The sequence below is a fragment of the Umezawaea endophytica genome (assembly GCF_025061645.1).
Lineage (GTDB): Bacteria > Actinomycetota > Actinomycetes > Mycobacteriales > Pseudonocardiaceae > Umezawaea > Umezawaea endophytica.
This window is the reverse complement of the sequence record NZ_JANYMP010000020.1, coordinates 74,416-97,233: the sequence shown is the minus strand read 5'-3', so window position 1 is coordinate 97,233 and position 22,818 is coordinate 74,416. Positions and strand designations below refer to the sequence as shown.

General features: G+C 70.4%; 24 protein-coding genes and 1 riboswitch. Of the genes, 16 read left to right on the top strand and 8 right to left on the bottom strand.

Features of this window, described 5'->3' with window-relative positions:
* The first annotated feature begins 49 nt into the window (after nt 1-49).
* From NZH93_RS33610 to NZH93_RS33600, 3 genes are all read left to right on the top strand, one after another.
* Nucleotides 50-1,831, top strand: a complete 1,782-nt coding sequence (locus NZH93_RS33610) for a thiamine pyrophosphate-requiring protein (RefSeq protein ID WP_259627307.1) — start codon at nt 50-52, stop codon at nt 1,829-1,831.
* A 44-nt stretch (nt 1,832-1,875) separates the two neighbouring features.
* Nucleotides 1,876-2,079 carry a hypothetical protein gene (locus NZH93_RS33605; RefSeq protein ID WP_259627306.1) on the top strand — a complete coding sequence of 68 codons (204 nt, stop codon included), beginning with the start codon at nt 1,876-1,878 and terminating at the stop codon, nt 2,077-2,079.
* Nucleotides 2,080-2,183: 104 nt separating this feature from the next.
* The gene (locus NZH93_RS33600) at nt 2,184-2,480 is read left to right on the top strand and encodes a WhiB family transcriptional regulator (protein ID WP_259627305.1); all 297 of its coding nucleotides are present in this window, start codon (nt 2,184-2,186) and stop codon (nt 2,478-2,480) included.
* Nucleotide 2,481: 1 nt separating this feature from the next.
* Here the strand turns inward: NZH93_RS33600 and NZH93_RS33595 are convergent, their stop codons facing one another.
* Entirely contained in the window at nt 2,482-3,321 is an 840-nt protein-coding gene (locus NZH93_RS33595; RefSeq protein WP_259627304.1) for a SigB/SigF/SigG family RNA polymerase sigma factor, read from the bottom strand.
* Nucleotides 3,318-3,749 carry an ATP-binding protein gene (locus NZH93_RS33590; RefSeq protein WP_259627303.1) on the bottom strand — a complete coding sequence of 144 codons (432 nt, stop codon included), beginning with the start codon at nt 3,747-3,749 and terminating at the stop codon, nt 3,318-3,320. The genes NZH93_RS33595 and NZH93_RS33590 overlap by 4 nt, the downstream gene beginning before the upstream one ends.
* A gap of 106 nt (nt 3,750-3,855) precedes the next feature.
* Between NZH93_RS33590 and NZH93_RS33585 the strand changes: the two genes are divergently transcribed.
* Nucleotides 3,856-4,632, top strand: coding sequence for an ATP-binding protein (locus NZH93_RS33585; RefSeq protein WP_259627302.1), 777 nt, complete (start codon nt 3,856-3,858; stop codon nt 4,630-4,632).
* Nucleotides 4,633-4,639: 7 nt separating this feature from the next.
* Here the strand turns inward: NZH93_RS33585 and NZH93_RS33580 are convergent, their stop codons facing one another.
* From NZH93_RS33580 to NZH93_RS33570, 3 genes are all read right to left on the bottom strand, one after another.
* Complete coding sequence (locus tag NZH93_RS33580; RefSeq protein WP_259627301.1) at nt 4,640-5,017, bottom strand: anti-sigma factor antagonist; 378 nt, start codon at nt 5,015-5,017, stop codon at nt 4,640-4,642.
* Nucleotides 5,018-5,191: 174 nt separating this feature from the next.
* Complete coding sequence (locus NZH93_RS33575) at nt 5,192-5,494, bottom strand: hypothetical protein (RefSeq protein WP_259627300.1); 303 nt, start codon at nt 5,492-5,494, stop codon at nt 5,192-5,194.
* Nucleotides 5,495-5,573: 79 nt separating this feature from the next.
* A complete protein-coding gene (locus NZH93_RS33570; RefSeq protein ID WP_259627388.1) occupies nt 5,574-6,182 on the bottom strand; it encodes an FMN-binding negative transcriptional regulator in 609 nt (202 codons plus the stop codon).
* A 108-nt stretch (nt 6,183-6,290) separates the two neighbouring features.
* Between NZH93_RS33570 and NZH93_RS33565 the strand changes: the two genes are divergently transcribed.
* The 9 genes from NZH93_RS33565 (at nt 6,291) to gcvP (ending at nt 17,463) form a co-directional block, all read left to right on the top strand.
* Nucleotides 6,291-8,600, top strand: coding sequence for an HAD-IC family P-type ATPase (locus NZH93_RS33565; protein WP_259627299.1), 2,310 nt, complete (start codon nt 6,291-6,293; stop codon nt 8,598-8,600).
* 261 nt (nt 8,601-8,861) lie between these two features.
* The gene (locus NZH93_RS33560) at nt 8,862-9,095 is read left to right on the top strand and encodes a hypothetical protein (protein WP_259627298.1); all 234 of its coding nucleotides are present in this window, start codon (nt 8,862-8,864) and stop codon (nt 9,093-9,095) included.
* 838 nt (nt 9,096-9,933) lie between these two features.
* Nucleotides 9,934-10,494 (top strand): cardiolipin synthase ClsA, encoded by a 561-nt coding sequence (gene clsA, locus NZH93_RS33555; RefSeq protein WP_372506954.1) that lies wholly within the window; start codon nt 9,934-9,936, stop codon nt 10,492-10,494.
* Between the two features lie 89 nt (nt 10,495-10,583).
* Nucleotides 10,584-10,985 carry a glycine cleavage system protein GcvH gene (gene gcvH, locus NZH93_RS33550; protein WP_259627297.1) on the top strand — a complete coding sequence of 134 codons (402 nt, stop codon included), beginning with the start codon at nt 10,584-10,586 and terminating at the stop codon, nt 10,983-10,985.
* 113 nt (nt 10,986-11,098) lie between these two features.
* Nucleotides 11,099-11,563: a glycogen accumulation regulator GarA gene (garA, locus tag NZH93_RS33545; protein ID WP_259627296.1), complete on the top strand. Its 465-nt coding sequence runs from the start codon at nt 11,099-11,101 to the stop codon at nt 11,561-11,563.
* Nucleotides 11,560-12,264, top strand: coding sequence for a transcriptional regulator FtsR (gene ftsR / locus NZH93_RS33540; RefSeq protein ID WP_259627295.1), 705 nt, complete (start codon nt 11,560-11,562; stop codon nt 12,262-12,264). The genes garA and ftsR overlap by 4 nt, the downstream gene beginning before the upstream one ends.
* A 172-nt stretch (nt 12,265-12,436) precedes the next feature.
* Nucleotides 12,437-12,910 carry a bifunctional nuclease family protein gene (locus tag NZH93_RS33535; RefSeq protein WP_259627294.1) on the top strand — a complete coding sequence of 158 codons (474 nt, stop codon included), beginning with the start codon at nt 12,437-12,439 and terminating at the stop codon, nt 12,908-12,910.
* 396 nt (nt 12,911-13,306) lie between these two features.
* On the top strand, nt 13,307-13,873 hold the full coding sequence (locus tag NZH93_RS33530; protein WP_308214265.1) for a MerR family transcriptional regulator: 567 nt from the start codon (nt 13,307-13,309) through the stop codon (nt 13,871-13,873).
* 449 nt (nt 13,874-14,322) lie between these two features.
* Nucleotides 14,323-14,418: riboswitch (glycine riboswitch) on the top strand.
* Nucleotides 14,419-14,577: 159 nt separating this feature from the next.
* Complete coding sequence (gene gcvP, locus NZH93_RS33525) at nt 14,578-17,463, top strand: aminomethyl-transferring glycine dehydrogenase (protein WP_259627293.1); 2,886 nt, start codon at nt 14,578-14,580, stop codon at nt 17,461-17,463.
* Nucleotides 17,464-17,690: 227 nt separating this feature from the next.
* Here the strand turns inward: gcvP and NZH93_RS33520 are convergent, their stop codons facing one another.
* Nucleotides 17,691-18,320, bottom strand: a complete 630-nt coding sequence (locus tag NZH93_RS33520; protein WP_259627292.1) for a DUF899 family protein — start codon at nt 18,318-18,320, stop codon at nt 17,691-17,693.
* Between the two features lie 129 nt (nt 18,321-18,449).
* Here NZH93_RS33520 and NZH93_RS33515 point away from each other — a divergent pair, with 129 nt between their 5' ends.
* Nucleotides 18,450-18,815 (top strand): DUF427 domain-containing protein, encoded by a 366-nt coding sequence (locus NZH93_RS33515; RefSeq protein WP_259627291.1) that lies wholly within the window; start codon nt 18,450-18,452, stop codon nt 18,813-18,815.
* Nucleotides 18,816-18,888: 73 nt separating this feature from the next.
* Here the strand turns inward: NZH93_RS33515 and NZH93_RS33510 are convergent, their stop codons facing one another.
* Nucleotides 18,889-19,302, bottom strand: coding sequence for a DUF3224 domain-containing protein (locus tag NZH93_RS33510; RefSeq protein WP_259627290.1), 414 nt, complete (start codon nt 19,300-19,302; stop codon nt 18,889-18,891).
* A gap of 62 nt (nt 19,303-19,364) precedes the next feature.
* Here NZH93_RS33510 and NZH93_RS33505 point away from each other — a divergent pair, with 62 nt between their 5' ends.
* Nucleotides 19,365-20,342, top strand: a complete 978-nt coding sequence (locus NZH93_RS33505; protein ID WP_259627289.1) for a helix-turn-helix transcriptional regulator — start codon at nt 19,365-19,367, stop codon at nt 20,340-20,342.
* Between the two features lie 137 nt (nt 20,343-20,479).
* Nucleotides 20,480-20,893 (top strand): SsgA family sporulation/cell division regulator, encoded by a 414-nt coding sequence (locus tag NZH93_RS33500; protein WP_259627288.1) that lies wholly within the window; start codon nt 20,480-20,482, stop codon nt 20,891-20,893.
* 12 nt (nt 20,894-20,905) lie between these two features.
* Here NZH93_RS33500 and NZH93_RS33495 read toward each other — a convergent pair whose 3' ends face one another.
* On the bottom strand, nt 20,906-22,687 hold the full coding sequence (locus NZH93_RS33495; RefSeq protein ID WP_259627287.1) for a substrate-binding domain-containing protein: 1,782 nt from the start codon (nt 22,685-22,687) through the stop codon (nt 20,906-20,908).
* Between the last annotated feature and the right edge of the window lie 131 nt (nt 22,688-22,818).

Here is a 22,818-nt window from a genome sequence, read left to right as displayed (position 1 = left end):
CGGACCGGGATCGCCGGGTACCCCCTCCGGACACCACCGAGGAGGACCCATGGCCGAGAAGGTCGCCGACTACCTGCTGGAACGCCTGAGGGACTGGGGCGTCGAGCAGGTGTTCGCCTATCCCGGCGACGGCATCAACGGCATCGTCGCCGCGTTCGGGAAGGCCGACAACCGGCCCGCGTTCATCCAGGCGCGGCACGAGGAGATGTCGGCCTTCGAGGCCGTCGGGTACGCCAAGTTCAGCGGCCGGGTCGGGGTCTGCATGGCCACGTCAGGGCCGGGCGCGATCCACCTGCTCAACGGGCTCTACGACGCGAAGCTGGACCACGTGCCGGTGGTGGCGATCGTCGGCCAGACGGCCCGCACCGCCCGCGGCGGCAGCTACCAGCAGGAGGTCGACCTCCAGGCGGTGTTCGCCGACGTCGCGAGCGAGTTCCTGGTCGAGGTCACCGTGCCCGAGCAGCTCCCCAACGCGCTGGACCGGGCGATCCGCACGGCGCTGGACCGGCGCGCGCCCACCGTGGTGATCATCCCCGCGGACGTGCAGGAGCTGGACTACTCGCCGCCGCGGCACGAGTTCAAGCACGTGCCGTCCAGCCCGCCGAGCCACCCGGTGAGCGTGGCGGTCCCGCCGGACGAGGACGTCGCCCGCGCCGCCGAGCTGATCAACGCGGGGGAGAAGGTCGCGATCCTCATCGGACAGGGCGCGCGCGGCGCGGCCGACGAGGTGCGGGCGCTGGCCGACCTGACCGGCGGCGGCGTGGCGAAGGCGTTGCTGGGCAAGGACGTGCTGTCCGACGAGCTGCCGTACGTGACCGGCTCGATAGGACTGCTGGGCACCCGGCCGAGCTACGAGCTGATGACCGGCTGCGACACGCTGGTGGTCGTCGGCTCGAACTTCCCGTACTCGCAGTTCCTGCCGGAGTACGGGAAGGCGCGCGCCGTCCAGATCGATGTGGACGGTCGGGTGATCGGGATGCGCTACCCGACCGAGTGCACGCTCGTCGGCGACTCCGGCGCCACCCTGCGCAAGCTCCTGCCGCTGCTGACGCGCAAGGAGGACCGCTCCTGGCGCGAGGAGGTCGAGCGGGGCGTCGCGCGGTGGTGGGAGGTCGTGGAGGGGCAGGCGATGGTCTCGGGCGACCCGGTCAACCCGATGCGGATCGTGTCGGAGCTGTCCAGCCGCGTGCCGGACGACGCCATCATCACCGCCGACTCCGGCTCGTCGGTGAACTGGTACGCCCGCCTGCTGCGGATGCGCGGCACCATGCGCGGCTCGCTGTCCGGCACCCTAGCGACGATGGGCGCGGCCGTCCCGTACGCGATCGGCGCCAAGCTCGCCCACCCGGACCGGCCCGTGATCGCCCTCGTCGGCGACGGCGCGATGCAGATGAACAACATGGCCGAGCTGATCACCATCGCCCGCTACCGGCACGAGTGGCCCGACCAGCGGTGCGTGGTCTGCGTGCTGCACAACAACGACCTCAACCAGGTCACGTGGGAGCTGCGCGCGATGGGTGGCGCGCCGAAGTTCGAGGAGTCCCAGGTGCTGCCGGACGTCGACTACGCCGGGTTCGCCAGGTCCGTCGGCCTGGAGGGCATCACCGTCGACGACCCGGACGACCTGGGTCCGGCCTGGGACCGCGCGCTGACCGCGGGCAGGCCCGTGGTGCTCGACGTGCGCTGCGACCCGAACATCCCGCCGATCCCGCCGCACGCGACCGTGGAGCAGATCCAGTCCGTCACCGAGGCCGTGCTGCGCGGCGACCCGGACGCCTGGGACCTGGTGGACAAGGGCCTGCGCACCAAGGTGCGGGAGTTCTTCGCCTGAGGTTGGGTGGGGAGGACGAAACGATCAAGCACGTGAGGAGCGTCATGACCGACCCGAACGAGAACCCGCTGGACACGACCGAGGAGACCGACGAGGACGAGCTGGGCGCGGACCCGCTCGACGAGGGCTACGAGGCCCCTGACCACTGGTCGGGGGCGAACAAGTTCGGGACGACGTCGGCCGAGCAGCGGGCCGGGGAGCCGTTGGACGAACGGCTCAAGCAGGAGGAACCGGACGTCGGTCCGTAACCCGATCGGTGGGAAGCGGGAAAAAGCGGTATGGGACAGGTTTGCGCCCCGCGCGAAGCCGGGTAGTTCAGGGTCGCCGAACAGTTACCGCTGAGGAGACCGTGATGACCTGCACCACCCGCTTGCCCAAGCCGGTCGCCGACGTGTGGGACTGGCAGATGGAGGGCCACTGCCGAGGCGCCAACAGCGCCATCTTCTTCCACCCGGACAACGAGCGCGGCTCGGCCCGCTCGGCGCGCGAGGACCACGCGAAGCGCATCTGCGCGGCGTGCCCGGTGCTGGAGCAGTGCCGCCAGCACGCGCTGGAGGCCCAGGAGCCGTACGGCGTGTGGGGCGGGATGGGCGAGGACGAGCGACGCAAGATCATCGCGTCGGCCCGTCGTCGCCTCCGAGTCGCCTGAGCTACTCCTGCAAACCGTCGCGGAGCTGGCGGAGCGTCTTCGCCAGCAGTCGCGACACGTGCATCTGCGAGATGCCGATCTTATCGGCGATCTGCGTCTGCGTCATGTTCCCGAAGAACCGCATCACCACGATCTTGCGTTCCCGGTCCGGTAGCTGTTCGAGCAGCGGGTGCAGAGCCTCCCGCTGCTCGATCACCTCCATCTCCGGGTCCTCGGCGCCGAGCGTGTTGCCGAGCGAGATCGAGCTGTCGTCCGCCAGCAGCATGTCGTCGAGCGACGCGCTGTGGTAGGCGTTCCCCGCCGCCAGGCCCTCGTGGACCTCTTCACGGGTCAGCCCGAGGTGCGCGGCCAGCTCGCTGGGCGTCGGCGCCCTGCCCAGCGTCTGCGAGAGTCGTGACGACCCCGCGTTGATCGCCAGGTGCAGCTCCTTGAGCCGCCTCGGCATCCGCACCGACCAGCTCGAGTCCCGGAAGTACTTCCGGACCTCGCCCATGATCGTCGGCACCGCGAACGACAGGAAGTCGCTCCCGCGCTCCGGGTCGAACCGGTCCACCGCGTTGATCAGCCCGACCGTGGCCACCTGCACGAGGTCGTCGTGCGGCTCGCCGCGGTTGCCGAACCTGCGCGCGATGTGCTTGGCGACCGGGAGGTGCTCGGTCACCAGTTCGTCGCGCAGCCGCTCCCGGCGGGGGTCGTCGGCGGGCGTCGCCGCCAGCTTGACGAACAGCGGCGCGAGGTGGTCGTAGTCACCCCGCGTGCTGGACGACGAGCTGGGAGCCTCCGCCGTGGAGGTCGCCGTGGTGGCGGCCTCGGTAGTGGTCTCCGCGCCGGTTTCGGTCACGCATCCACCAATCCGCGCTTGACCAGGTCGATGTGCACCACGTACTCGTCATCACCGGCCTGCGGCGCCACCCACGTGGTCACCGAGTCCACCAGCGCGCTCAACACCCGCCAGCCGAAGCTGTCGCGGTCCGGCGGTGACGACCGCTTCGACGCCACCTGCGTGGACACCTGGACGACGCCGTCGGTCACCACGAACCGCGCGCTCAGCACGGCCTCCGGCGCGGCCAGCGCGATCAGCGTGGAACACGCCTCGTCCACGGCGAGCTTGAGGTCCTCGATGGAGTCGAGGTCGAAGTCCTGTCGCATCGCGATGTCCGCGGCGACAGCGCGCACGATCGACAACTGCGTCGGGTTCGCCGCCATCCGCAGCTCGACGCCCTGGAGGGTGCTTTCCGACTCACCGCGGTGCGGCTCCGTTTGCGACACGCTCACCTCGTAGTCCGTCCTGTTGTTCTGGCCATGGTCCTAGCACTACCCGAAACCGACCCGTTTCACACGTGTAGAACCGGTCAGTCGCGGGAAGTCCGTTCTGATGAGCGCCCTACCGCCCGCCGAGAGCTCCGGGACCCACGTGGAGCGCTTCACCCTCGACTTCCGGACGCACTCGACCAGCCTCGCGGAGATGCGCCGTTCGTTCGACTCCTGGCTGGTCTCCGCGGGCGTCGACGACGACGTCGCGTACGACCTCCTCCTGGCCGTCAACGAGGCCGTGTCCAACTCCGTCGAGCACGCCTACCCGCCAGGCGCCGACGGGAGGGTGCTGATCAGCGCCCACCTGAAGGCCGACGGCACCCTGTGCGCGGTCGTGTCCGACGACGGCCGGTGGCGCGTGCCACCCGCCGCACTGTCCGGCCGGGGCCGGGGCCTGCTGCTGATGCGCGAGAACGTCGACCAGGTCGTCGTCGACCGCACCTCGCGGGGCACCACGGTCAGCCTGTGCCGCTCGCCGCGCACCCGGCGCTCCGAAGCGCTGGACGACCGGCAGGACGGCCACGAGGTGCTGGTCGAGGAACGCGACACCGGGGTGCTCGTCACCGTCCGCGGTGACGTGCCCGCGGGCACCGGGGCGGCCCTGCGCCGCTCCCTGCTCACGGCGGCCCGCGGCGGCGCGGTGCCGGTCGTGGTCGACCTCGGTGACCTGGGGGACGAGACGGCCGGAGCCGTGCACGCGGTGTTCGCGGTCGCCGATGCGGCCTCGGCGGCGGGCAACCGCGTAGTCGTGCTCGCGAGGCCGGACACCCCGGCGTGGGACGCGCTCACGGCGTCCGGGGTGCCGCACGTGGCGGACGTGGTGTCGCCCATCGGGTGAGGACGCGTCAGCCGATCGCCTCGTCGAGCGTCCTGTGCACCGCGAACACCTCGCCGAGCCCGGTGGCCACGATCGGCCTGGTCACGGCTCGGTCGGCGGCGACGACGCGGAACGCGACCGCCCTCGTTCTGCTCTCCTGCGCGGCTTCCACCAGCACGGCCAACCCCGCGGAACCGAGGAACGACACCCCGGTGAGGTCGAGCACGAACGTGCCCTCGTGGACGAGGTTGGTGGTGACGTAGGTGCGCAGGGCAGGTGCCGACAGCATGTCGATCTCGCCCGAGACCGACACGACGGTGACATCCTGCGTCGGGTGGCTCACCGCGAGGCCGATGGCCTGCTCGTTGCGGTTCGCGTCCACGACGTTCGGATCCTGGACCGTCACGTGGGATCTCCCTCTTGTTGTGCCCGTGGATGTGGTGGGGAGTCCTGGAGGGCACGACGAGAAGCCGCGACGCGTGCGTGCAGCGAAAAAAGGCCGTGCGGGCCCGCCGGAACTCCCCGGCGCGGCTGTTGGCTCAACCGCTGCGAGACCTACCGTACGTAACGTGATGAACCATCACAAGGACCGGGGTACCCGCGAGTCCTGTGTGGTCAGTGCGCGGTCCGGGTTCCGCGGCCTGAGCTGGAAGAAGTTCGTCTGCCGTTCCGTCTCGCTCACCTGGTAGACGAACTCCAGGTCGCGGGCGTCGAACTCGGCGAACCACCGGTCCCACGCGATCGGGTCGATGTCGTCGTCGTAGTCGGGGAAGTCGAACCCGAGGCCCTCCGCGCGGTGCGCGATCGGCGCGGCTTCCCTGCTCTCCGCCCAGCGGCGGATCTCCAAGTGGTCGGTCGTGCTCAACCGTCTGACACCGGTCACCCAGCACCTCATCAGCCTGACCGCGGTCCGCACGGGGGACGGCCCCGTGTCCAGCGGTCGAACCCCACGGTAGCCGAGGTCAGTCGGCCGAGCCCCGGCTCAGGAGGTGCTCGCGCGCCGCCGCGTCGTGCGGACCGGCCCGTTCGGACAGGTGTTCCGCGATCCGCGCGCGGACCTCGGGCGACTTGTTCCCGCCGTACTTGAACTTGGCCTGCACGTCCCGAACGGTCAGTTCGAGCCCGCGGATGCCGGGTAGCTGCCTGCGGTCCGCGTCGACCTCTTCGGACACGTCGGTCCGCCCGCCCGGCGGCTCGAAGTGCGCCAGTTGCCGGGTCAGCAGGTCCGCTTTCGCCGCCGGGTCGTCGATCACCACCGCCGTGCAGACCAGGTGCACGGCCGCGTAGTACGAGGTGGGGACGTCGGTGCCGCCCCAGGCCGCGGGCACGTAGTCGTAGTCGTCGACGACGGCGAGCAGGACGTTCGGGTTCTCCGCCAGCGCCGCCCAGATCGGGTTCGGTCGGGCTAGGTGCACCCGCACGGTCGTGTCGCCGTCGAACAGGAAGTGCGTCGGGACGACCACGGGCAGGTCCCGGTCGCGGCCGGACGCGATGAGCTGGCCGAAGTCGCGCACGGCCAGCCACGGCCGCCACTCGGCCTCGCTCGCGGTGTCCCAGGGGTGGATCAGCACGAGGTCAGGATCACGTCCGAGTGGACTGCTGAACAGATCCATTCGGCCACTGTGCTGAGATGCCACTTTCGATCAGCCGGGTCGCCGCAGCGGATCTACCCTCGGCACATGCCGGAAGCGACGCGCCAGGAGCACGGACTGACGTCGGAACAGGTGCGCGACCGCGTCGCGGACGGCCGGACCAACGACGTGCCGACACAGGCCGGGCGCACGCTCGGCGACATCGTCCGCTCGAACGTCCTCACCCGCTTCAACGCGGTGCTCGGCGCGCTGTTCGCCGTGATCGTCGTCGTCGGGCCGCTCAAGGACGGCCTGTTCGGGCTGATCATCGTGGTCAACAGCCTGATCGGCATCGTGCAGGAGTTGCGCGCCAAGCAGACCCTGGAACGCCTCGCCATCGTCGGCGAGGCCAAGCCCGTGGTGTGGCGCGACGGCGCGAGGACCGAGGTCGGCGCGAGCGAGGTCGTGCTCGACGACGTCCTCGAACTCGGGACGGGCGACAACGTCGTGGTCGACGGCGTGGTCGTGGGCGCGGACGCGCTGGAGGTCGACGAGTCGCTGCTGACCGGCGAGGCCGACCCGGTCGTGAAGCACCCCGGCGACCCGGTGATGTCCGGCAGCTTCGCCGTCGCGGGCACCGGCCGCTACCGCGCCACCAGGGTCGGCCGCGACGCCTACGCGGCGAAGCTCGCCGAGGAGGCCAGCCGGTTCACCCTGGTCAGCTCGGAACTCCGCGCGGGCATCGACCGCATCCTGCGGTTCGTCACGTGGATCCTGCTGCCCGCGGGCGCCCTCATCGTCTACAGCCAGTTGCACGGGAACGAGGACCTGCCGTCCGCGCTGCGCGGAGCCGTCGCCGCGCTCGTGCCGATGATCCCGGAAGGCCTGGTGCTGTTGACCAGCGTCGCCTTCGCGGTCGGTGTCATCAGGCTCGGGCAGCGGAACTGCCTCATCCAGGAACTGCCCGCCATCGAGGGCCTGGCCCGCGTCGACGTCGTGTGCGCGGACAAGACCGGCACGCTGACCGAGAACGGCATGCGCCTGACCGAGGTGCGGCCGCTGTTCGCCGGGTTCGAGGCGGCCGAGGTGCTCGCCGCGTTCGCCGCCGCCGACCCGCGCCCCAACGCGAGCCTCCAGGCCGTCGCCGAGGCCCACCCGAACCCACCCGGATGGCCGGTCACGGCGTTCGCCGCGTTCTCGTCGGCCCGCAAGTGGAGCGGCGCGAGCTTCGGCCCGCACGGGAACTGGGTGCTCGGCGCGGCCGACGTGCTCCTGCCTGCCGCTTCCGCCGCGCTGGCCGCCGCCGAGGAACTCGGCGCGCAAGGCCTGCGGGTGCTGCTGCTGGCCCGCGCGTCCGTGCCGGTCGACGCGGCGGGCGCGCCCGGCGAGGTCGAGCCGATGGCGCTGGTCGTGCTCGCCCAGCGCGTGCGGCCGGACGCGGGGGAGACGCTGGAGTACTTCGCGGGCCAGGGCGTGGCGGTGAAGGTCATCTCCGGCGACAACGCCGTGGCCGTCGGCGCCGTCGCCGCGTCGCTCGGACTCGTCGGCGCCACCGCCCCGGTGGACGCGCGGCGGCTGCCGTCGACGCTGGGCGACGAGGTCGAGGAGGGCACGGTGTTCGGCCGCGTCACGCCCGCGCAGAAGCGCGACATGGTCGGCGCGCTCCAAGCCCGCGGCCACACCGTCGCGATGACCGGCGACGGCGTGAACGACGTGCTGGCGCTGAAGGACGCGGACATCGGCGTCGCCATGGGCTCCGGCAGCCCGGCCACGCGGGCGGTCGCGCAGATCGTGCTGCTGGACGACCGGTTCGCCACGCTGCCGTTCGTCGTCGCCGAAGGGCGGCGGGTCATCGGCAACGTCGAACGCGTCGCCGCGCTGTTCCTCGTCAAGACCGTCTACTCGGTGCTGCTGGCCGTCCTCATCGGCGTGGTCGGCTTCCCGTTCCCGTTCCAGCCGCTGCACCTGACCCTCATCGGCGGCCTCACCATCGGCATCCCCGCCTTCTTCCTGGCGCTTGCGCCGAACGGCGACCGCGCCCGCGACGGCTTCGTCCGCCGGGTGCTGCGGATGGCCGTCCCGGTGGGCGCGGTCGCCGCCGTGGCGACGTTCGCGGCCTACTGGACGTCCCGCGCGGTCGACAACGGCACGACCCAGGCACAGGACAGCACGACCGCCGTCATCACCCTCTTCGTCATCGCGCTGTGGGTGCTCGTCCTCGTCGCACGACCACTCGTCTGGTGGAAACTCGCGCTCATCGCGACCATGGCGGCGTTGTTCCTGGTCGCCCTGCTGGTCCCGTTCGGACAGTCGTTCTTCGAGCTCGACCCGACCAACGCCAGCTCCGTCTCGACCGCCGTGGTGACCGCGCTCGTCGCCGTCGCCGCCATCGGGTTTGTCCGCCGCTTGCTGCCTTGAACTGCGGTTATGGCGAAGTTGATCAGTGCGGGTGTAGTTCGTCGGACGACGTGCGGCAGCCCCCGCACGGTGAACGGTTGTCAGCTCGATCAGTCTGTGGACGGCCCGGCGTACTCGCCCGACAGCTCAGCGCCGACAGGTGCTCGGTTGGCGCGCGACCCCCGATTTCGGACGGTGTTCCCCACCACAGTCCCGCAGAATCGATGAGACGTGGATAACGCCGAACACCACGTCGACGACAGTCCCAGTGGAGGGATACACATGAGCACCACCACGGAAACCAAGCCCGAGCCCGCGATGCCGAGGGCGGCGCGCACGACGAGCACCAGCGCGCTGCCCACCGCACCGTGCAGCGTCGTCTGGAGCAAGGGCCACGCCTACGTGCTCGAAGGTTTCCGCGCCCGCTGGGTAGGCGTCGACGACCGAGGCCGCCCGCAGGCGTTCACCGGCGCGGACCTCCAACGCCGCGGCTGGACGTACACCCGCTCCGCCTGACCGGTCCGCCGGGCGGACCGCTCGTCGACGCGCTGTCGATGGGGGTCGACGTCGTGTCGATTCGGGTTGGGTGGGGTTCTTGGGTATGGCGTTTCGGGCGCGACCGGTGGCGTGTCGCGCCGTTCCGCTCGGCCGCGTTCGTCGGTGGCGGATCGGTCGGTCCACCCAGAACGGACTCGCGTGTTCGAAGCGCGGTGGAAACAAACCGGCGTTGACCGGATGTCGCGGCGACCGGCCACCGCACTTCAGCGGCCGAGTCGGTCCGTGATTCCCGCGCGGCACACACCCCGGCGCCAAGCAGCCAGGCTTTCGAAGCCCTGCCAGGTCTTCGAAGCCAGCCTGGCTTTTGGAACCGGCAGGCTTTCAGCGCCGATCAGGTCTTCGGAAGCTTCCCAGCGTTCGCACCCCCGGTCTCCGAAAGCTGCCCGGCTTTCGAACCCGCCCCGGTCTCCGGAACCCGACCCGGCCTTCGAAGCCACCCTGGCGTTCGATGCCGACCTGTCTTTCGAAACCCGCCGGACCCTCGAACCCGTCGTGCCTTCAAAACCTGCCTTGACCAGTCTTGACCCGAGGTCCCCCGCCTGGGTGGGCCCCCGGATTCGAGACTACGGCCAGGGTCCGACAATTTCGGGTGGTTGCCCCTTCGCAGCAGCTCACGCCGTTGGCGGGCCTCGGTCGTTCACCCGCTCGAACCGCCTCGCACCACCTGAGACCGACATGGCCGGGTGGGGGCGGACCTGCGGCATTAGCATTCCCGCGTGACCGCCTCGTTCGGGCGGCGCTGACGGGGAGTGTGAGGGACGTGGCCGAGGCAGGTCAGGATCCGGGTGACCGGTGGGTGACCGTTCCGAACGCGTTGAGCGTGCTGCGCCTGCTCGGGGTGCCGCTGTTCCTCTACCTGCTGCTCGGTCCGCAGGCCGACGGGTGGGCCGTGGTGGTGCTCGCGGTCGCGGGCGCGTCCGACTGGCTGGACGGCAAGCTGGCGCGCTGGCTCGACCAGACGAGCAGGCTCGGCGTGCTGCTGGACCCGGCGGCGGACCGGCTGTACATCTTCGCCACGCTGCTCGCCTTCGTGGTGCGCGACATCGTGCCGTGGTGGCTCGCGGCGGTCCTGGTGGGCCGGGAAGCGCTGGTCGGGGTGTTCCTGCTGATCCTCCGCCACCACGGCTACGGGCCGTTCGAGGTGAACTACCTCGGCAAGGCGGCGACGTTCAACCTGCTCTACGCGTTCCCGGTCCTGCTGCTCGCGCAGGGCGCTTCGACCGCGGCGCAGATCGCTCGCCCGATCGCGTACGCGTTCATGCTTTGGGGTGGTGCGCTGTACCTGTGGTCCGCCGGCCTGTACCTCTGTCAACTGGTGCTCGCCGTGCGTCGCTCCCCAGGGGTGGTGGCTGCCTGAACGGGTGAGCCGCGTGGGAAGATCCCGCGTGCGAAGATCACCCTTCGACATGACGGACTCGTCCATCCGGGCGAGCGGGGAAGACCACCATGAAGGAGCGCGCCGCGGTGATTCCCGAGGAGCTCAAGTACACCGAGGAACACGAGTGGGTGCAGCGCACAGGTGAGGCCACCGTGCGCATCGGCATCACGGACTACGCCCAGGAGCAACTGGGCGACGTCGTGTTCGTCCAGCTCCCCGAGCTCGGCGAAACCGTCGACGTCGGCCAGACGGTCGGCGAGGTCGAGTCCACCAAGAGCGTCTCGGACATCTACGCGCCGCTCGCGGGCGAGGTGGTCGCCCGCAACGACTCGCTCGACCAGCAGCCGGACCTGGTGAACACCGATCCGTACGGCGAGGGCTGGATGGTCGAGCTGCGGTTGGCGGACCCGACGGCGGTCGACGACCTGCTGGACGCGGCCGCTTACCAAGAGCTGGCGGCGGGGGAGTGACGACGATCTTCCGACGTCTTCTCGGCCTGTTCGGGAGCCGCTCCTCACGTGAGGAATCGGGCACGATAGGTTCTAGTGGTCTCGACGGTTCCAGCAGCAGGAGGAGAGCTCAGGTGAGCACGAACGACGGGCCAGGCGTTCCGCCAGAGCAGTCCCCGGAGCGGACCTCCGTTTTCCGGGCGGATTTCCTCGCCGACGTGGAGGGCGCCGAGGCGCCAGCGCCGGAACCTGCGGTAGCGGGCGTCGACGCCCTCCCCGCCGGGTCAGCCCTCCTGGTGGTGAAGCGCGGCCCCAACGCGGGGTCCAGGTTCCTGCTCGACCGCGACACCACCAGCGCGGGACGGCACCCCGACAGCGACATCTTCCTCGACGACGTGACGGTCTCCCGGCGGCACGCCGAGTTCCGCCGTGAAGGCGGGGAGTTCGTGGTGATCGACGTGGGCAGCCTCAACGGCACCTACGTCAACCGCGAGCCGGTCGACCAGGCCGTTCTCGCGAACGGCGACGAGGTGCAGATCGGCAAGTTCCGCCTCGTGTTCCTGACCGGTCCGGGAGCCGGGGGCCAGGGGCTTCAGTGACGGCTGCCGGGCGGCCACAGCGCGGTGGGTTGAGCATCGGGGCGGTGCTGGCACAGCTCCGCCCCGAGTTCCCCGACGTGACCATCTCGAAGATCCGATTCCTGGAATCCGAGGGGCTGGTCCGCCCGGCACGCACTGCTTCGGGCTATCGGCAGTTCACTTCGACGGACGTCGAGCGCCTGCGCTTCGTCCTGGCCGCACAACGGGACCACTACCTCCCGTTGAAGGTCATCAAGCAGCAGCTCGACTCCGCGGACGAACCGCCGAGACGGGCGCTGATGGCCGTCGAGGGCGTTCCGACGGTCGAGCACTTCGAACAGCCCGCGTCGACGCCACGGCTCACCCGTGAAGAACTCCTGGCCCAGGCGGGCATCAGCAAGACGATGCTCACCGACCTGGAGCAGTACGGGATCGTGCGTTCCGGCGCCGCGGGCTTCTTCGACCCCGAATCGGTGCTGGTCGCGAAAACCGTGCGCGCGATGGCCGAATTCGGCATCGAACCCCGACACCTCAGGGCGTTTCGGGCATCCGCGGATCGTGAAGTCGGTCTGCTGGAGCAAATCGTGACGCCCCTCTACCGGCAACGCGATCCGGACGCGCGCGGCCGGGCCGAGGAAGTGCTCCGGGAATTGGCAGTGCTCTCCGTCACGTTGCACACACTGCTGGTGAAGGCCGGGTTGCGCGGTGTCGCAGGTGGATAGGGATTTCCGCCGGATCGCGGCTGTTCGCCCCCGGTGTCCGCATCGTGATGTCCATGTGGACGCCAATGGGGCACTGGGCCCGCTTGGCGGGTAGCGTCGGAGATGTACGTGGAGGATCCTCGTAGTCGTACGGGGACGCCGTGGTTCAGCGCGCTGAGGGAGGCGATACCCGATGAGCGAAATGCGCGTCGTGGGAGTGCGGGTGGAACTGCCCGCCAACCAGCCGATCCTGTTGCTGCGCGAAACCGAAGGTGAACGGTACCTGCCGATCTGGATCGGCTCGGTCGAAGCCACCGCCATCGCGCTGGAGCAGCAGGGCGTGCGGCCCGTCCGTCCCCTGACCCACGACCTCCTCAAGGACGTCATCGGCGCACTGGGCCGTCAGCTCGAACAGGTCCGCATCACCGACCTGCAAGAGGGCACGTACTTCGCCGAGCTGGTGTTCGACGGCGACGTGCGGGTGTCGGCGAGGCCCAGCGACTCGGTGGCGCTCGCGCTGCGGGTCGGGGTGCCGATCCACGCCGACGAGTCCGTGCTGGCCGAAGCGGGCCTGATCATCCCGGACGAGCAGGAGGACGAGGTCGAGAAGTTCCGCGAGTTCCTCGACTCCATCTCGCCGGAGGACTTCCGCGGAGCGGATACCTGAGTCCCGCGACCTGAACGTGCCGAAGGGCCACTCACGAGTCTGGTGAGTGGCCCTTCGTGCGTCCGGGGTAACGACGGAGCGTGACGGCGCTTGTCGAGACCGCACTCTTGGGGGTCCCACGGGCGCGCTACTCAAGGTCATCAGCGTTGGGCTAAACGATCACTAAACGTCACTCGAAAGGGTTATTCGAGCGCTTTCTCTCACCCTCTGGTTGAGGGTGAGGAAATTCGTGTACCGCGCGTCGCGTTGACCTGCCCCCAACCCGGTCCTACCGTCGAACTCAAGTGAATTGCGACGGTGTGATTCCACAGCGTGGCCCTTCACGGCCGGTGTTCCCCGACCACGGGAGCGCCGGTCACGGTCGCCGGTCGTGAGGCCGGCCGAGGGGAGGCAGGCGTGGCAGAGGAAGCGCCCATCCGGGCCGGATCCGGGGAACAAGGTGAGCTGTTCCCGGACTCCTCGCTGCCAGACGAGTACGTCGGCTACCGCGGGCCCGCCGCGTGCCAGATCTCCGGGATCACCTACCGCCAGCTCGACTACTGGGCGCGCACCGGACTGGTCAACCCGACGATAAGGAGCGCGCAGGGGTCGGGGAGCCAGAGGCTGTACTCGTTCAAGGACATCCTCGTCCTCAAGGTGGTGAAGCGGCTGCTCGACACCGGTGTCTCGTTGCAGAACATCCGGGTCGCGGTCGACCACCTCCGCCAGCGCGGCGTGCAGGACCTGGCCAGGATCACGTTGTTCAGCGACGGCACGACGGTCTACGAGTGCACGTCGCCGGAGGAGGTCGTCGACCTCTTGCAGGGCGGCCAGGGCGTGTTCGGCATCGCGGTGAGCGGTGCCATGCGGGAGATCAGCGGCACCATCCACGAGTTCCCCGCGGAGCGCGCCGACGGCGTGGAGATCGAGGCCATGAGCAACGACGAACTGTCCCAGCGCAGGCGCAACCGCGCGATCGGCTGACCCTCCCGAACCGTCCGTCGCGGTCGGTTCAGGCGTCCGCGCGATCGGCCTGTCCGTCGGTCGTGGTGGGCTCGGGGAGCGGTTGCCCGCCGCGTGCTCGTGATCATGGTCGTGGCGCTCCTCGACGCCGCGGCGCGCTCGTCCCGGAGGGGGCGGTCGGCCGGAACGCGGTCGGCCGCGGGTGGTTTCGTCACGAATCGAACGCTCGCCTTGCCCCTTCGCGTCCGCTGACGCAGCGGAGTTCTTCCGCTTCGCGGAAACAACGCCCCCGTTCCGCTCCGCGCTCGCCGTCACCCGCGGCGGTGCGGCCGAGCACGTCGCCCCCTCCACCACCCGCGACCCGGCGCCCTCCCGACGAAACCCGACTTCGGGGCGTGACGTGCGGTGATCCGCGTCGCGCCCGAGGTACCCGAACGAGGCCAGGCGGGTACGATCGTCGGGTAGTCGCATGACCCCGTGCGGGAGAGTCCGAACCCGGCGAGGTTCGGCGCCGAAGGAGCAAATCCTCCCCGGAACCTCTCAGGCGCAAGGACCGCACGGGATAGACGCCTCTGGAAAGTGGGCCGGTTCCGGTCCCGCCGACGGTGAAAGCCCGGTCCCGGCCGGGTGAAGCTCTCAGGCGCCCGCCGAGCGGGTTGGAGACAGAGGGGGAGGGCAGACGGCAGAAGTGTGTCCGTAGCCCAACCCTCGCCGGAGGCGCCTCCATGACGCAGGACCGCATTCCTCTCGCCGCTCTCGAACACGGCACCCCGTTCGCCGATCGGCACGTGGGCCCCCGGCCCGCCGAGCTGGCCCGGATCCTCGACGTCATCGGTGTCGGCTCGCTGGAGGAGTTGGCGCAGCGCGCGATCCCGCCGTCGATCCGCGAAGGCGACCTGGTGCTCGACCTGCCCGCGCCTGCCACCGAGACCGAGGCGCTGGCCGAGCTGCGCGAGCTGGCCGGGCGCAACCGGCCGATGACGCAGATGATCGGGCTCGGCTACTACGGGACGATCACGCCGCCGGTCATCCGCCGCAACGTGCTGGAGAGCCCGGCCTGGTACACGGCCTACACGCCGTACCAGCCGGAGATCTCGCAGGGGCGGCTCGAGGCGCTGCTGAACTTCCAGACGATGGTCGGCGACCTGACGGCGCTGCCGCTGTCGAACGCGTCGATGCTGGACGAGGCCACCGCCGCCGCCGAGGCGATGACGCTGGTGCGCCGCGCGGGCAAGTCGAAGTCGAAGAAGTTCGTCGTCGACGCCGACACGCTGCCGCAGACGCTGGCCGTGATCGAGACCAGGGCCGAGCCGCTGGACATCGAGATCGTCGTCGCGGACCTGTCGCAGGGCATCGAGGGGCTCGGGCTGGGCGGCGACTTCTTCGGCGTGCTCCTGTCCTACCCCGGCGCGTCCGGCGCGGTGCGCGACCACGAGTCCGTGATCGCCGAGGTGCACAAGGCGGGCGCGAACGCCGTCGTCGTGGCCGACCTGCTGGCGTTGACGCTGCTGCGCCCGCCGGGCGAGATCGGCGCGGACGTCGTCGTGGGCACGACCCAGCGCTTCGGCGTGCCGATCGGGTTCGGCGGGCCGCACGCCGGGTACATGGCGGTGCGCACGGGCCTGGAGCGGCAGCTCCCCGGCAGGCTGGTCGGGGTGTCCGAGGACGCCGACGGCAACCGCGCCTACAGGCTGGCGCTCCAGACGCGCGAGCAGCACATCCGCCGCGAGAAGGCGACCAGCAACATCTGCACCGCGCAGGTGCTGCTCGCCGTGATCGCCTCGATGTACGGCGTCTACCACGGCCCAGAGGGCCTGCGGGCCATCGGCACGCGCGCCCACCGCATGGCCACGGTGCTGGCCGCCGGACTGCTCGAAGGCGGCGTGGACGTCGTCCACGGCGAGTTCTTCGACACGGTGCAGGCGCACGTGCCGGACCGCGCGGCGGCGGTCGTCGAGGCCGCGCGGGCGCTCGACGTCAACCTGCGGCTGGTCGACGGCTCGACCGTCGCCATCGCGTGCGACGAGACCACGACCCGCGCGAACCTGGTCGACGTCTGGCAGGCCTTCGGCGTCCAGGTGCCGGACGTGGACGCGCTCGACGCCGACACGGCCGACGGCATCCCGTCCGAGCTGCGCCGCACGTCGGAGTTCATGACGCACCCGGTGTTCCACCTGCACCGCTCGGAGACGGCGCTGCTGCGCTACCTGCGCGCGCTGTCCGACAAGGACGTCGCGCTCGACCGCAGCATGATCCCGCTCGGCTCCTGCACGATGAAGCTGAACGCCACCGCCGAGATGGAGCCCATCACCTGGCCCGAGTTCGCCGACCTGCACCCGTTCGCCCCGGCCGAGGACGCCGAGGGCCTGCTGGCGCTGGTCAAGGACCTGGAGGACTGGCTCGCCGAGGTCACCGGGTACGACGCGGTCAGCATCCAGCCGAACGCTGGCAGCCAGGGTGAGTTCGCGGGCCTGCTCGCGATCCGCGCCTACCACCGCGGGCGCGGTGAAGCGGCTCGCGACGTCTGCCTCATCCCGTCCAGCGCGCACGGCACCAACGCCGCCAGCGCCGTCATGGCAGGCATGCGGGTGGTCGTGGTGAAGTGCGACGACAAGGGCAACATCGACCTCGGCCACCTGCGCCAGACGGTCGACGAGCACCGCGACGACCTCGCCGCGATCATGATCACCTACCCGTCCACGCACGGCGTGTACGAGGACACCGTCCGCGAGGTCTGCGCGCTCGTGCACGACGCGGGCGGCCAGGTGTACGTCGACGGCGCGAACCTCAACGCCCTCATCGGCCTCGCCCAGTACGGCAAGTTCGGCTCGGACGTCTCGCACCTCAACCTGCACAAGACGTTCTGCATCCCGCACGGCGGCGGCGGCCCCGGCGTCGGCCCCATCGGCGTCCGCTCCCACCTCGCCCCGTACCTGCCCAACCACCCCCTCCAGCCGTTGGCCGGTCCCGCGACCGGCGTCGGCCCGATCAGCGCGGCCCCCTGGGGTTCCGCGTCGATCCTGCCGATCTCCTGGGCGTACGTGCGCATGATGGGCGCCGACGGCCTCCGCCGCGCCACCCTCACCGCCGTCGCCGCCGCCAACTACGTCGCCCGCCGCCTGGACGAGCACTACCCGGTCCTCTACACCGGCGAGGGCGGCTTCGTCGCCCACGAGTGCATCCTCGACCTGCGCGGCATCACCAAGTCCACGGGCGTCACCGTGGACGACGTGGCGAAGCGCCTCGCCGACTACGGCCTGCACGCCCCGACCATGTCGTTCCCGGTTCCGGGCACGCTCATGGTCGAGCCGACGGAGAGCGAGGACCTCGGCGAGATCGACCGCTTCATCGACGCGATGATCGCGATCCGCCACGAGATCGACCAGGTCGCCTCCGGCGAATGGCCCGCCGACGACAACCCGCTCCGCAACGCACCGCACACCGCGGCCTCCGTCACCCGCGAGTGGAACCACCCGTACAGCCGCGAGACCGCCGTCTTCCCGGCAGGCGTCGACGCCCCGAAGATCTGGCCACCGGTGCGCCGGATCGACGGCGCCAAGGGCGACCGCAACCTGGTCTGCTCCTGCCCTCCTCTCTCGGCTTACAGCTAGGACACGACGTCGACGTACTGCTAGGACACGTACAGCTAGAACACGGGTGACGGGCCGCTCACGGGCGGTCCGTCACCGTTGTGTCGAGGGTGGCAGGCCTGCTCGTGGCGGGTAGGTCGGTTCGTGCGGGTGGTTCGGCGCTGGGTCGCCTCCGGTGGGCAAGCTTGTGTCGGCTGTCAGGCAGCGACCAGCCCTGCCCGCAACCAAGCCCCGCCCGTCACCAGCCGTCAGCCGTAGGTCGGGTGCTGCGGCCAGCCGTCCGGTGAGTCCTCCCAGTCCTGCTGTCTGCCGTACGGCGCGAGGTCGAGGATGTTGTTGGTGAACACCAGTCTGTCCACGCCCCGGTGGGTCGTGCCGTACGTGCGGTAGACGGCGTCGCCGTCGCGCAGGAACAGGGTCAGCATGAATCCGCCGTCGGCCCCGCAGTCCTGGGCGAACGTGGTGCCGTGCGACGACACGAACGGCAGCGTCCAGCCCATCCGCTCCTTGTACGCCTCGATCTGCGCCAGCGGCATCGTCGACGCGTTCACCCACGTCACCCCGCTGTCGGCCAGCATCCCCCGCCCGGTCGCGGGCACGTTGGCGGTGAACCACGTGCACCCGCCGCAGAAGGCGTCCGGGCCGAGGTCCATGAACTGGTACACGGCGAGCTGGTGGCGGCCCTCGAACAGGTCCAGCAGCGTCTTCGGGCCGTCCGGTGTGTCGAACGGGTAGTCGCCCGCGAACTCGACCATCGGCAGCCGCCGCCGACGGGCGGCGAGCGCGTCCTGGGCGCGCGTCAGCTCCTTCTCCGCGATGAGCAGCTCGTCGCGGGCCTTCTGCCACTCCTGGAGGGAGGTGATCTCCGGTTTTCCCATGCCGCCGATTGTGGACCCGAGCACCGACAAAAACCGATCGTGCCTGGTCGGAGGGCGTGGGAAATGATCGGGCCCCGGCCGTCGTTGACCCAGGGAGGAGCACGACAACGGCGAAAGGCAGCACCAGCCATGGCACGCCCAGTGAAGACCCCCGGCCCCGACCACCCCATCACCGTGACGCCGTCGACGGAGCACGTCGTGGTGCGCGCGGGCGACCGGGTCGTCGCCGACACGACCAGGTCGCTCACGTTGCAGGAGTCGACCTACCCGGCCGTGCACTACATCCCGATCGAGGACGTCGACCAGTCCGCGATCGAGCGCACCGACACCAGCACCTACTGCCCGTACAAGGGCGACGCGTCGTACTACTCGATCACGGGCGACCAGGCGCTGACCGACGTCATCTGGACCTACGACGAGCCGTACCCGTCGGTGAAGGAGATCACCGGGCACGTGGCGTTCTACCCGAACAAGGTGTCGATCTCGGTCGAGTAGGCGCGGGCTTCGGACGGGGGCGCGGTCCGGCGGCCGAACCGCGCCCCGCCCGTGCTCCAAGACGGCGAGGCGGTCACGCGGACAGGACGTAGTCCACGGAGTAGACGCCCGACTGGCCCGCTTCCCAGGTGATCCCGCCGCTGCCGCTCAGGCCCTCCAACTCGCCGGTGCCCGATTCCGGGACCACGGTGAACCCGCCGGACACGGAGCCGTCCTTGTACCGGCCGATGTGCTGGAGCACGAACGTGCCGGTGCGGCCGTCGAGCGTGCCGGTCACCAGTTCCTGACCGATGGTGTAGCAGTTGTTGTCGTCGATGTACGTCATGACGAACCGGGTCTCGCCGGTGGCCTCCAGCGCTCCGTGGTAGACGCCGACCATCGTGCCCGAGGTGAGCTTGGCACCCGAGACCTCGTCGTGCGCCTTGCCGTCCCAGGTCTTCTCTTCCCAGCTCTTCATCTCGACGTTGCCCGCCGCGTGTGTGGTCATGCGGGAGATCCTGCACCCGATACCTGACACCGCCCGTCAGGTACGGGGGGAAACTTGGACGCATGCGCGCGAGCCGACTGCTGTCCCTGCTCCTCCTGCTCCAGTCGCGCGGCCGGATGACGGCGCAGGAGTTGGCCGACGAACTGGAGGTGTCGGTCCGCACGGTCTACCGCGACGTCGAGGCGCTCGGCGCCGCGGGCGTGCCCGTGTACGCCGACCGCGGCCCGGCGGGCGGGTACCGGCTGGTCGACGGCTACCGCACCCGGCTGACCGGCCTGACCACGGAGGAGGCGGAGTCGTTGTTCCTCGCCGGGCTGCCCGGTCCGGCCGCCGAACTCGGGCTGGGCACCGTGGTCGCGGCGGCGCAGCTCAAGCTCCAGGCCGCGCTCCCGCCCGAGCTGCGGTCACGGGCCGGGCGCGTCCGCGAGCGCTTCCACCTCGACACGCCCGGCTGGTTCCGGCACTCCGACGAGACCCCGAACCTGACCACGATCGCCGACGCCGTGTGGCACCAGCGCAGGCTCGACGTCCGGTACCGGCGGTGGGGCGGAAAGGCGGTCGAGGTGCGTCGGACCGTGGACCCGCTCGGCCTCGTGCTGAAGGCGGGCGTCTGGTACCTGGTGGCGCGGTCCGACGGCGACCTGCGCACGTACCGGGTCGCGCGGGTCCTGGAGATCACGACGACCGACGACCACTTCGACCGGCCCGCCGACTTCGACCTGACGGCGTTCTGGGAGGACTGGTCGGAGGGGTTCGAGCAGCGCATGTACGGCGTGCGCGTCACGGTGCGGCTGTCGCCGGAGGGCGTTCGGCGCGCCGGGTACCTGCTCGGCGTCGTCGCCGCCCGCGCGCTGCGCGCCTCGGACGCCGAACCGGCCGCGGACGGGTGGACGACGGTCGAGCTGCCGACCGAGTCGCTCGACCACGCCGAGCCGGACCTGCTGAGGCTCGGCCCGCACGTGGAGGTCGTCGGGCCGCCGGAACTCCGGGAGCGGATGGCGGCCTCGGTGGCGGCCATGGCGAAGGTGTACCCGCCCTGACGCGGTCCCCTGGTCCGCCACGCTACGAACAACCGTTCACCCGTTCGTGGGTAAAGTGCGCACGATTTGGTGATTCCGGGGTCCTCTCACCCTTTCTAGGGGTGTCGGCCGTCACGGTCGGTACTTATCGTTGAAGTATGAACAAGAAGATCGTCATCACCGTCGCCACGACCTTCGACCTGCTCACGCCCGGAGCCGCACCCGCTCCCATCGAGGCCGAACTGCGCTACGACCCCGATGATCCGTACGCCGTCGCCATCAGCTTCCACACGGGGCAGGGTGAGGTGGAGTGGATGTTCGGCCGCGAATTACTGGCCGACGGGCTCATCACCCGCACCGGTGAGGGCGACATCGCCGTCCGCCCCGCGCCGGAGGACCCCGAGCGGGTGCTCGTGGAACTGGACGCGCCCACCGGCTTCGCCGTCCTGTCCGGCCGCGCCGAGGACATCGCCGAGTTCCTCGACCTCTCCTACGACGTCGTGTCCTCCGGTGAGGAGGAGCTCTGGATCGACTTCGACCGCGAACTCGCCAAGCTCGCCATCCAGCGCTGACCGCCTACCTGGTCAGCCCGCCGACAGGATCTGCGCCAGCGCCGCGTCGATCGCCTTGCCGTCCTCCGCCACCGAGAAGGTGCCCCCGGTCGACTGGGTGATCTTGTTCAGCGGATCGCGCTCCGGCGCGGGACCCATGGCGATGACGCTGATCGGGATCGGTCGGTCGTCGCGCTTCAACTCGTCCAGCTTGGCGCGCAGTTCGTCGAAGCCGAGGCCACCGTCGTTGGGGCCGTCGGTCAGCACGACGATCCTGTTGCGCTTGCCCTCCTGGTAGTTCTCCTGCGTGTCCTCGTACAGCGCCAGCAGGCTCGTGTAGAGCTGGGTCGCGCTCAACGGCTTCAGGCCCGCGATCCCGTCGAGCAGCGCCTGCCGCTGCTCCAGGACCGGACCGGTCGGCACGAGCCTCCGGTACGGGCGCTCACCGTCGAGCTGCCGGGAGAACTCCCACAGCCCGACCGAACCGGACAGCGAGCGGTTCACCTGCCCGGACAGCGCGGCCTTGAGCCACTCCATCCTGCTCTTCCCGTCGCCGCCGGACTCCTCCATCGACTTCGACGAGTCCACCAGCAGCGTCACGACCTGGCCGTTGTCGGCCGTCGCCCACGTCGCCGAGATCTGCTGCGCGGTGTTCGCGTCCGCGGGCGCCAGGCCCTCGGTCATCGTCGCCCAGCGCACACCCGGTGACGGCTTCGGGCGGTCCGTCGAGGACGGGACCCGCAGCCCGGACGCGGCCAGGATCTTCTGCTGGGCCTCGTCGGTCAGGAAGTCGCGGAACGCCTGCGCGGCCCGCACCTGCGCCTCGCCGACCCAGTCGCCCGAGAGCGCCACGAACGGGAAGTCCGCGACCGGCGTCGGACCGCCGGGGGTCACGCCGAACAGCGGCTTCAACGGGGCGGTGCCGGTGTCCTTGCCCGTGTTGTGCCGGTAGAGGTCGACCTCGAACACGGGGACCGCGCTGAAGCCCGCGGCGTTCACGGTGGGCTTGTCGGCGAGCAGCGACATCGCCTCCCACGTGGTCGAGGGGGTCTGCGCGGGCTTCGCGGCGACCAGACTCGCCATGGTGTTCTTCACCGGGTCCAGGTTCAGCATGTCGGTGGTGACGGGGCCCTTGCCCTCGGGGCTCGCGCCCGCCAGCGCCGACTGGATCGCCATCGCCGTGGCCGCGTTGACCGTCGGGTCCGGCATGGCGACCTTGAACGGCCCCCACGCCGCCTGGCCGAAGCGGTCCCAGCCCGCGGGCGAGGACGTGACGCCCGGCAGGTCGGTCCAGCGGAAGCCCGACGACGCCTGCACGGCCGTCGCGCCCTCCTCGGGCAAGGCGAGCACCACGGGGCTGGCGGCGATCGACTGCGGGGCGGCGCCGAGCAGCGCGTGGTTCTGCGCGCCGAGCCGGTTCACCCACAGCGTCGAGTCGGTGATCCACGCGTGCGGCCGGGTGCCCAGCTTCTCCTCGTCCCAGCCCTGCGTGAGGCCTTCGAGCACGACCTCGGAGTCGATCGACTGCACCTCGACCCGGATGCAGTGGTCGTAGACCACCGGTCGGGTCGCGCTCCAGGCCTTCGCCACGTCGCGCACCGCGTCCGCCGCGCTCGGCGTGGACGCGATCCGCAGCGCCGCCTCACCCTCGGCGCAGTCGCCCGCCTCGGCGGCCGCCCGGCGTTCGATCACGCCACCGAGCCAGCTCCAGCCGAGGACACCGAGGACGATCAGCGCGACGAGGCCGACGACCGCGACGGGCCAGCCTGCCACGCCGCGCCGCACCCGTGTGCGCAGCGTGCGATGTCGAGACATCGACTTCCCTTTCAGCGTCTTCCCGCGGCTCGTGACACGAACGCGTTCGGTACCCGGATTCACCGCCCCGACGACACCTGTACCGGCAACCGTCACGCTAACAGGTGAAGACTGAGGGCTGGGTTAAGTAC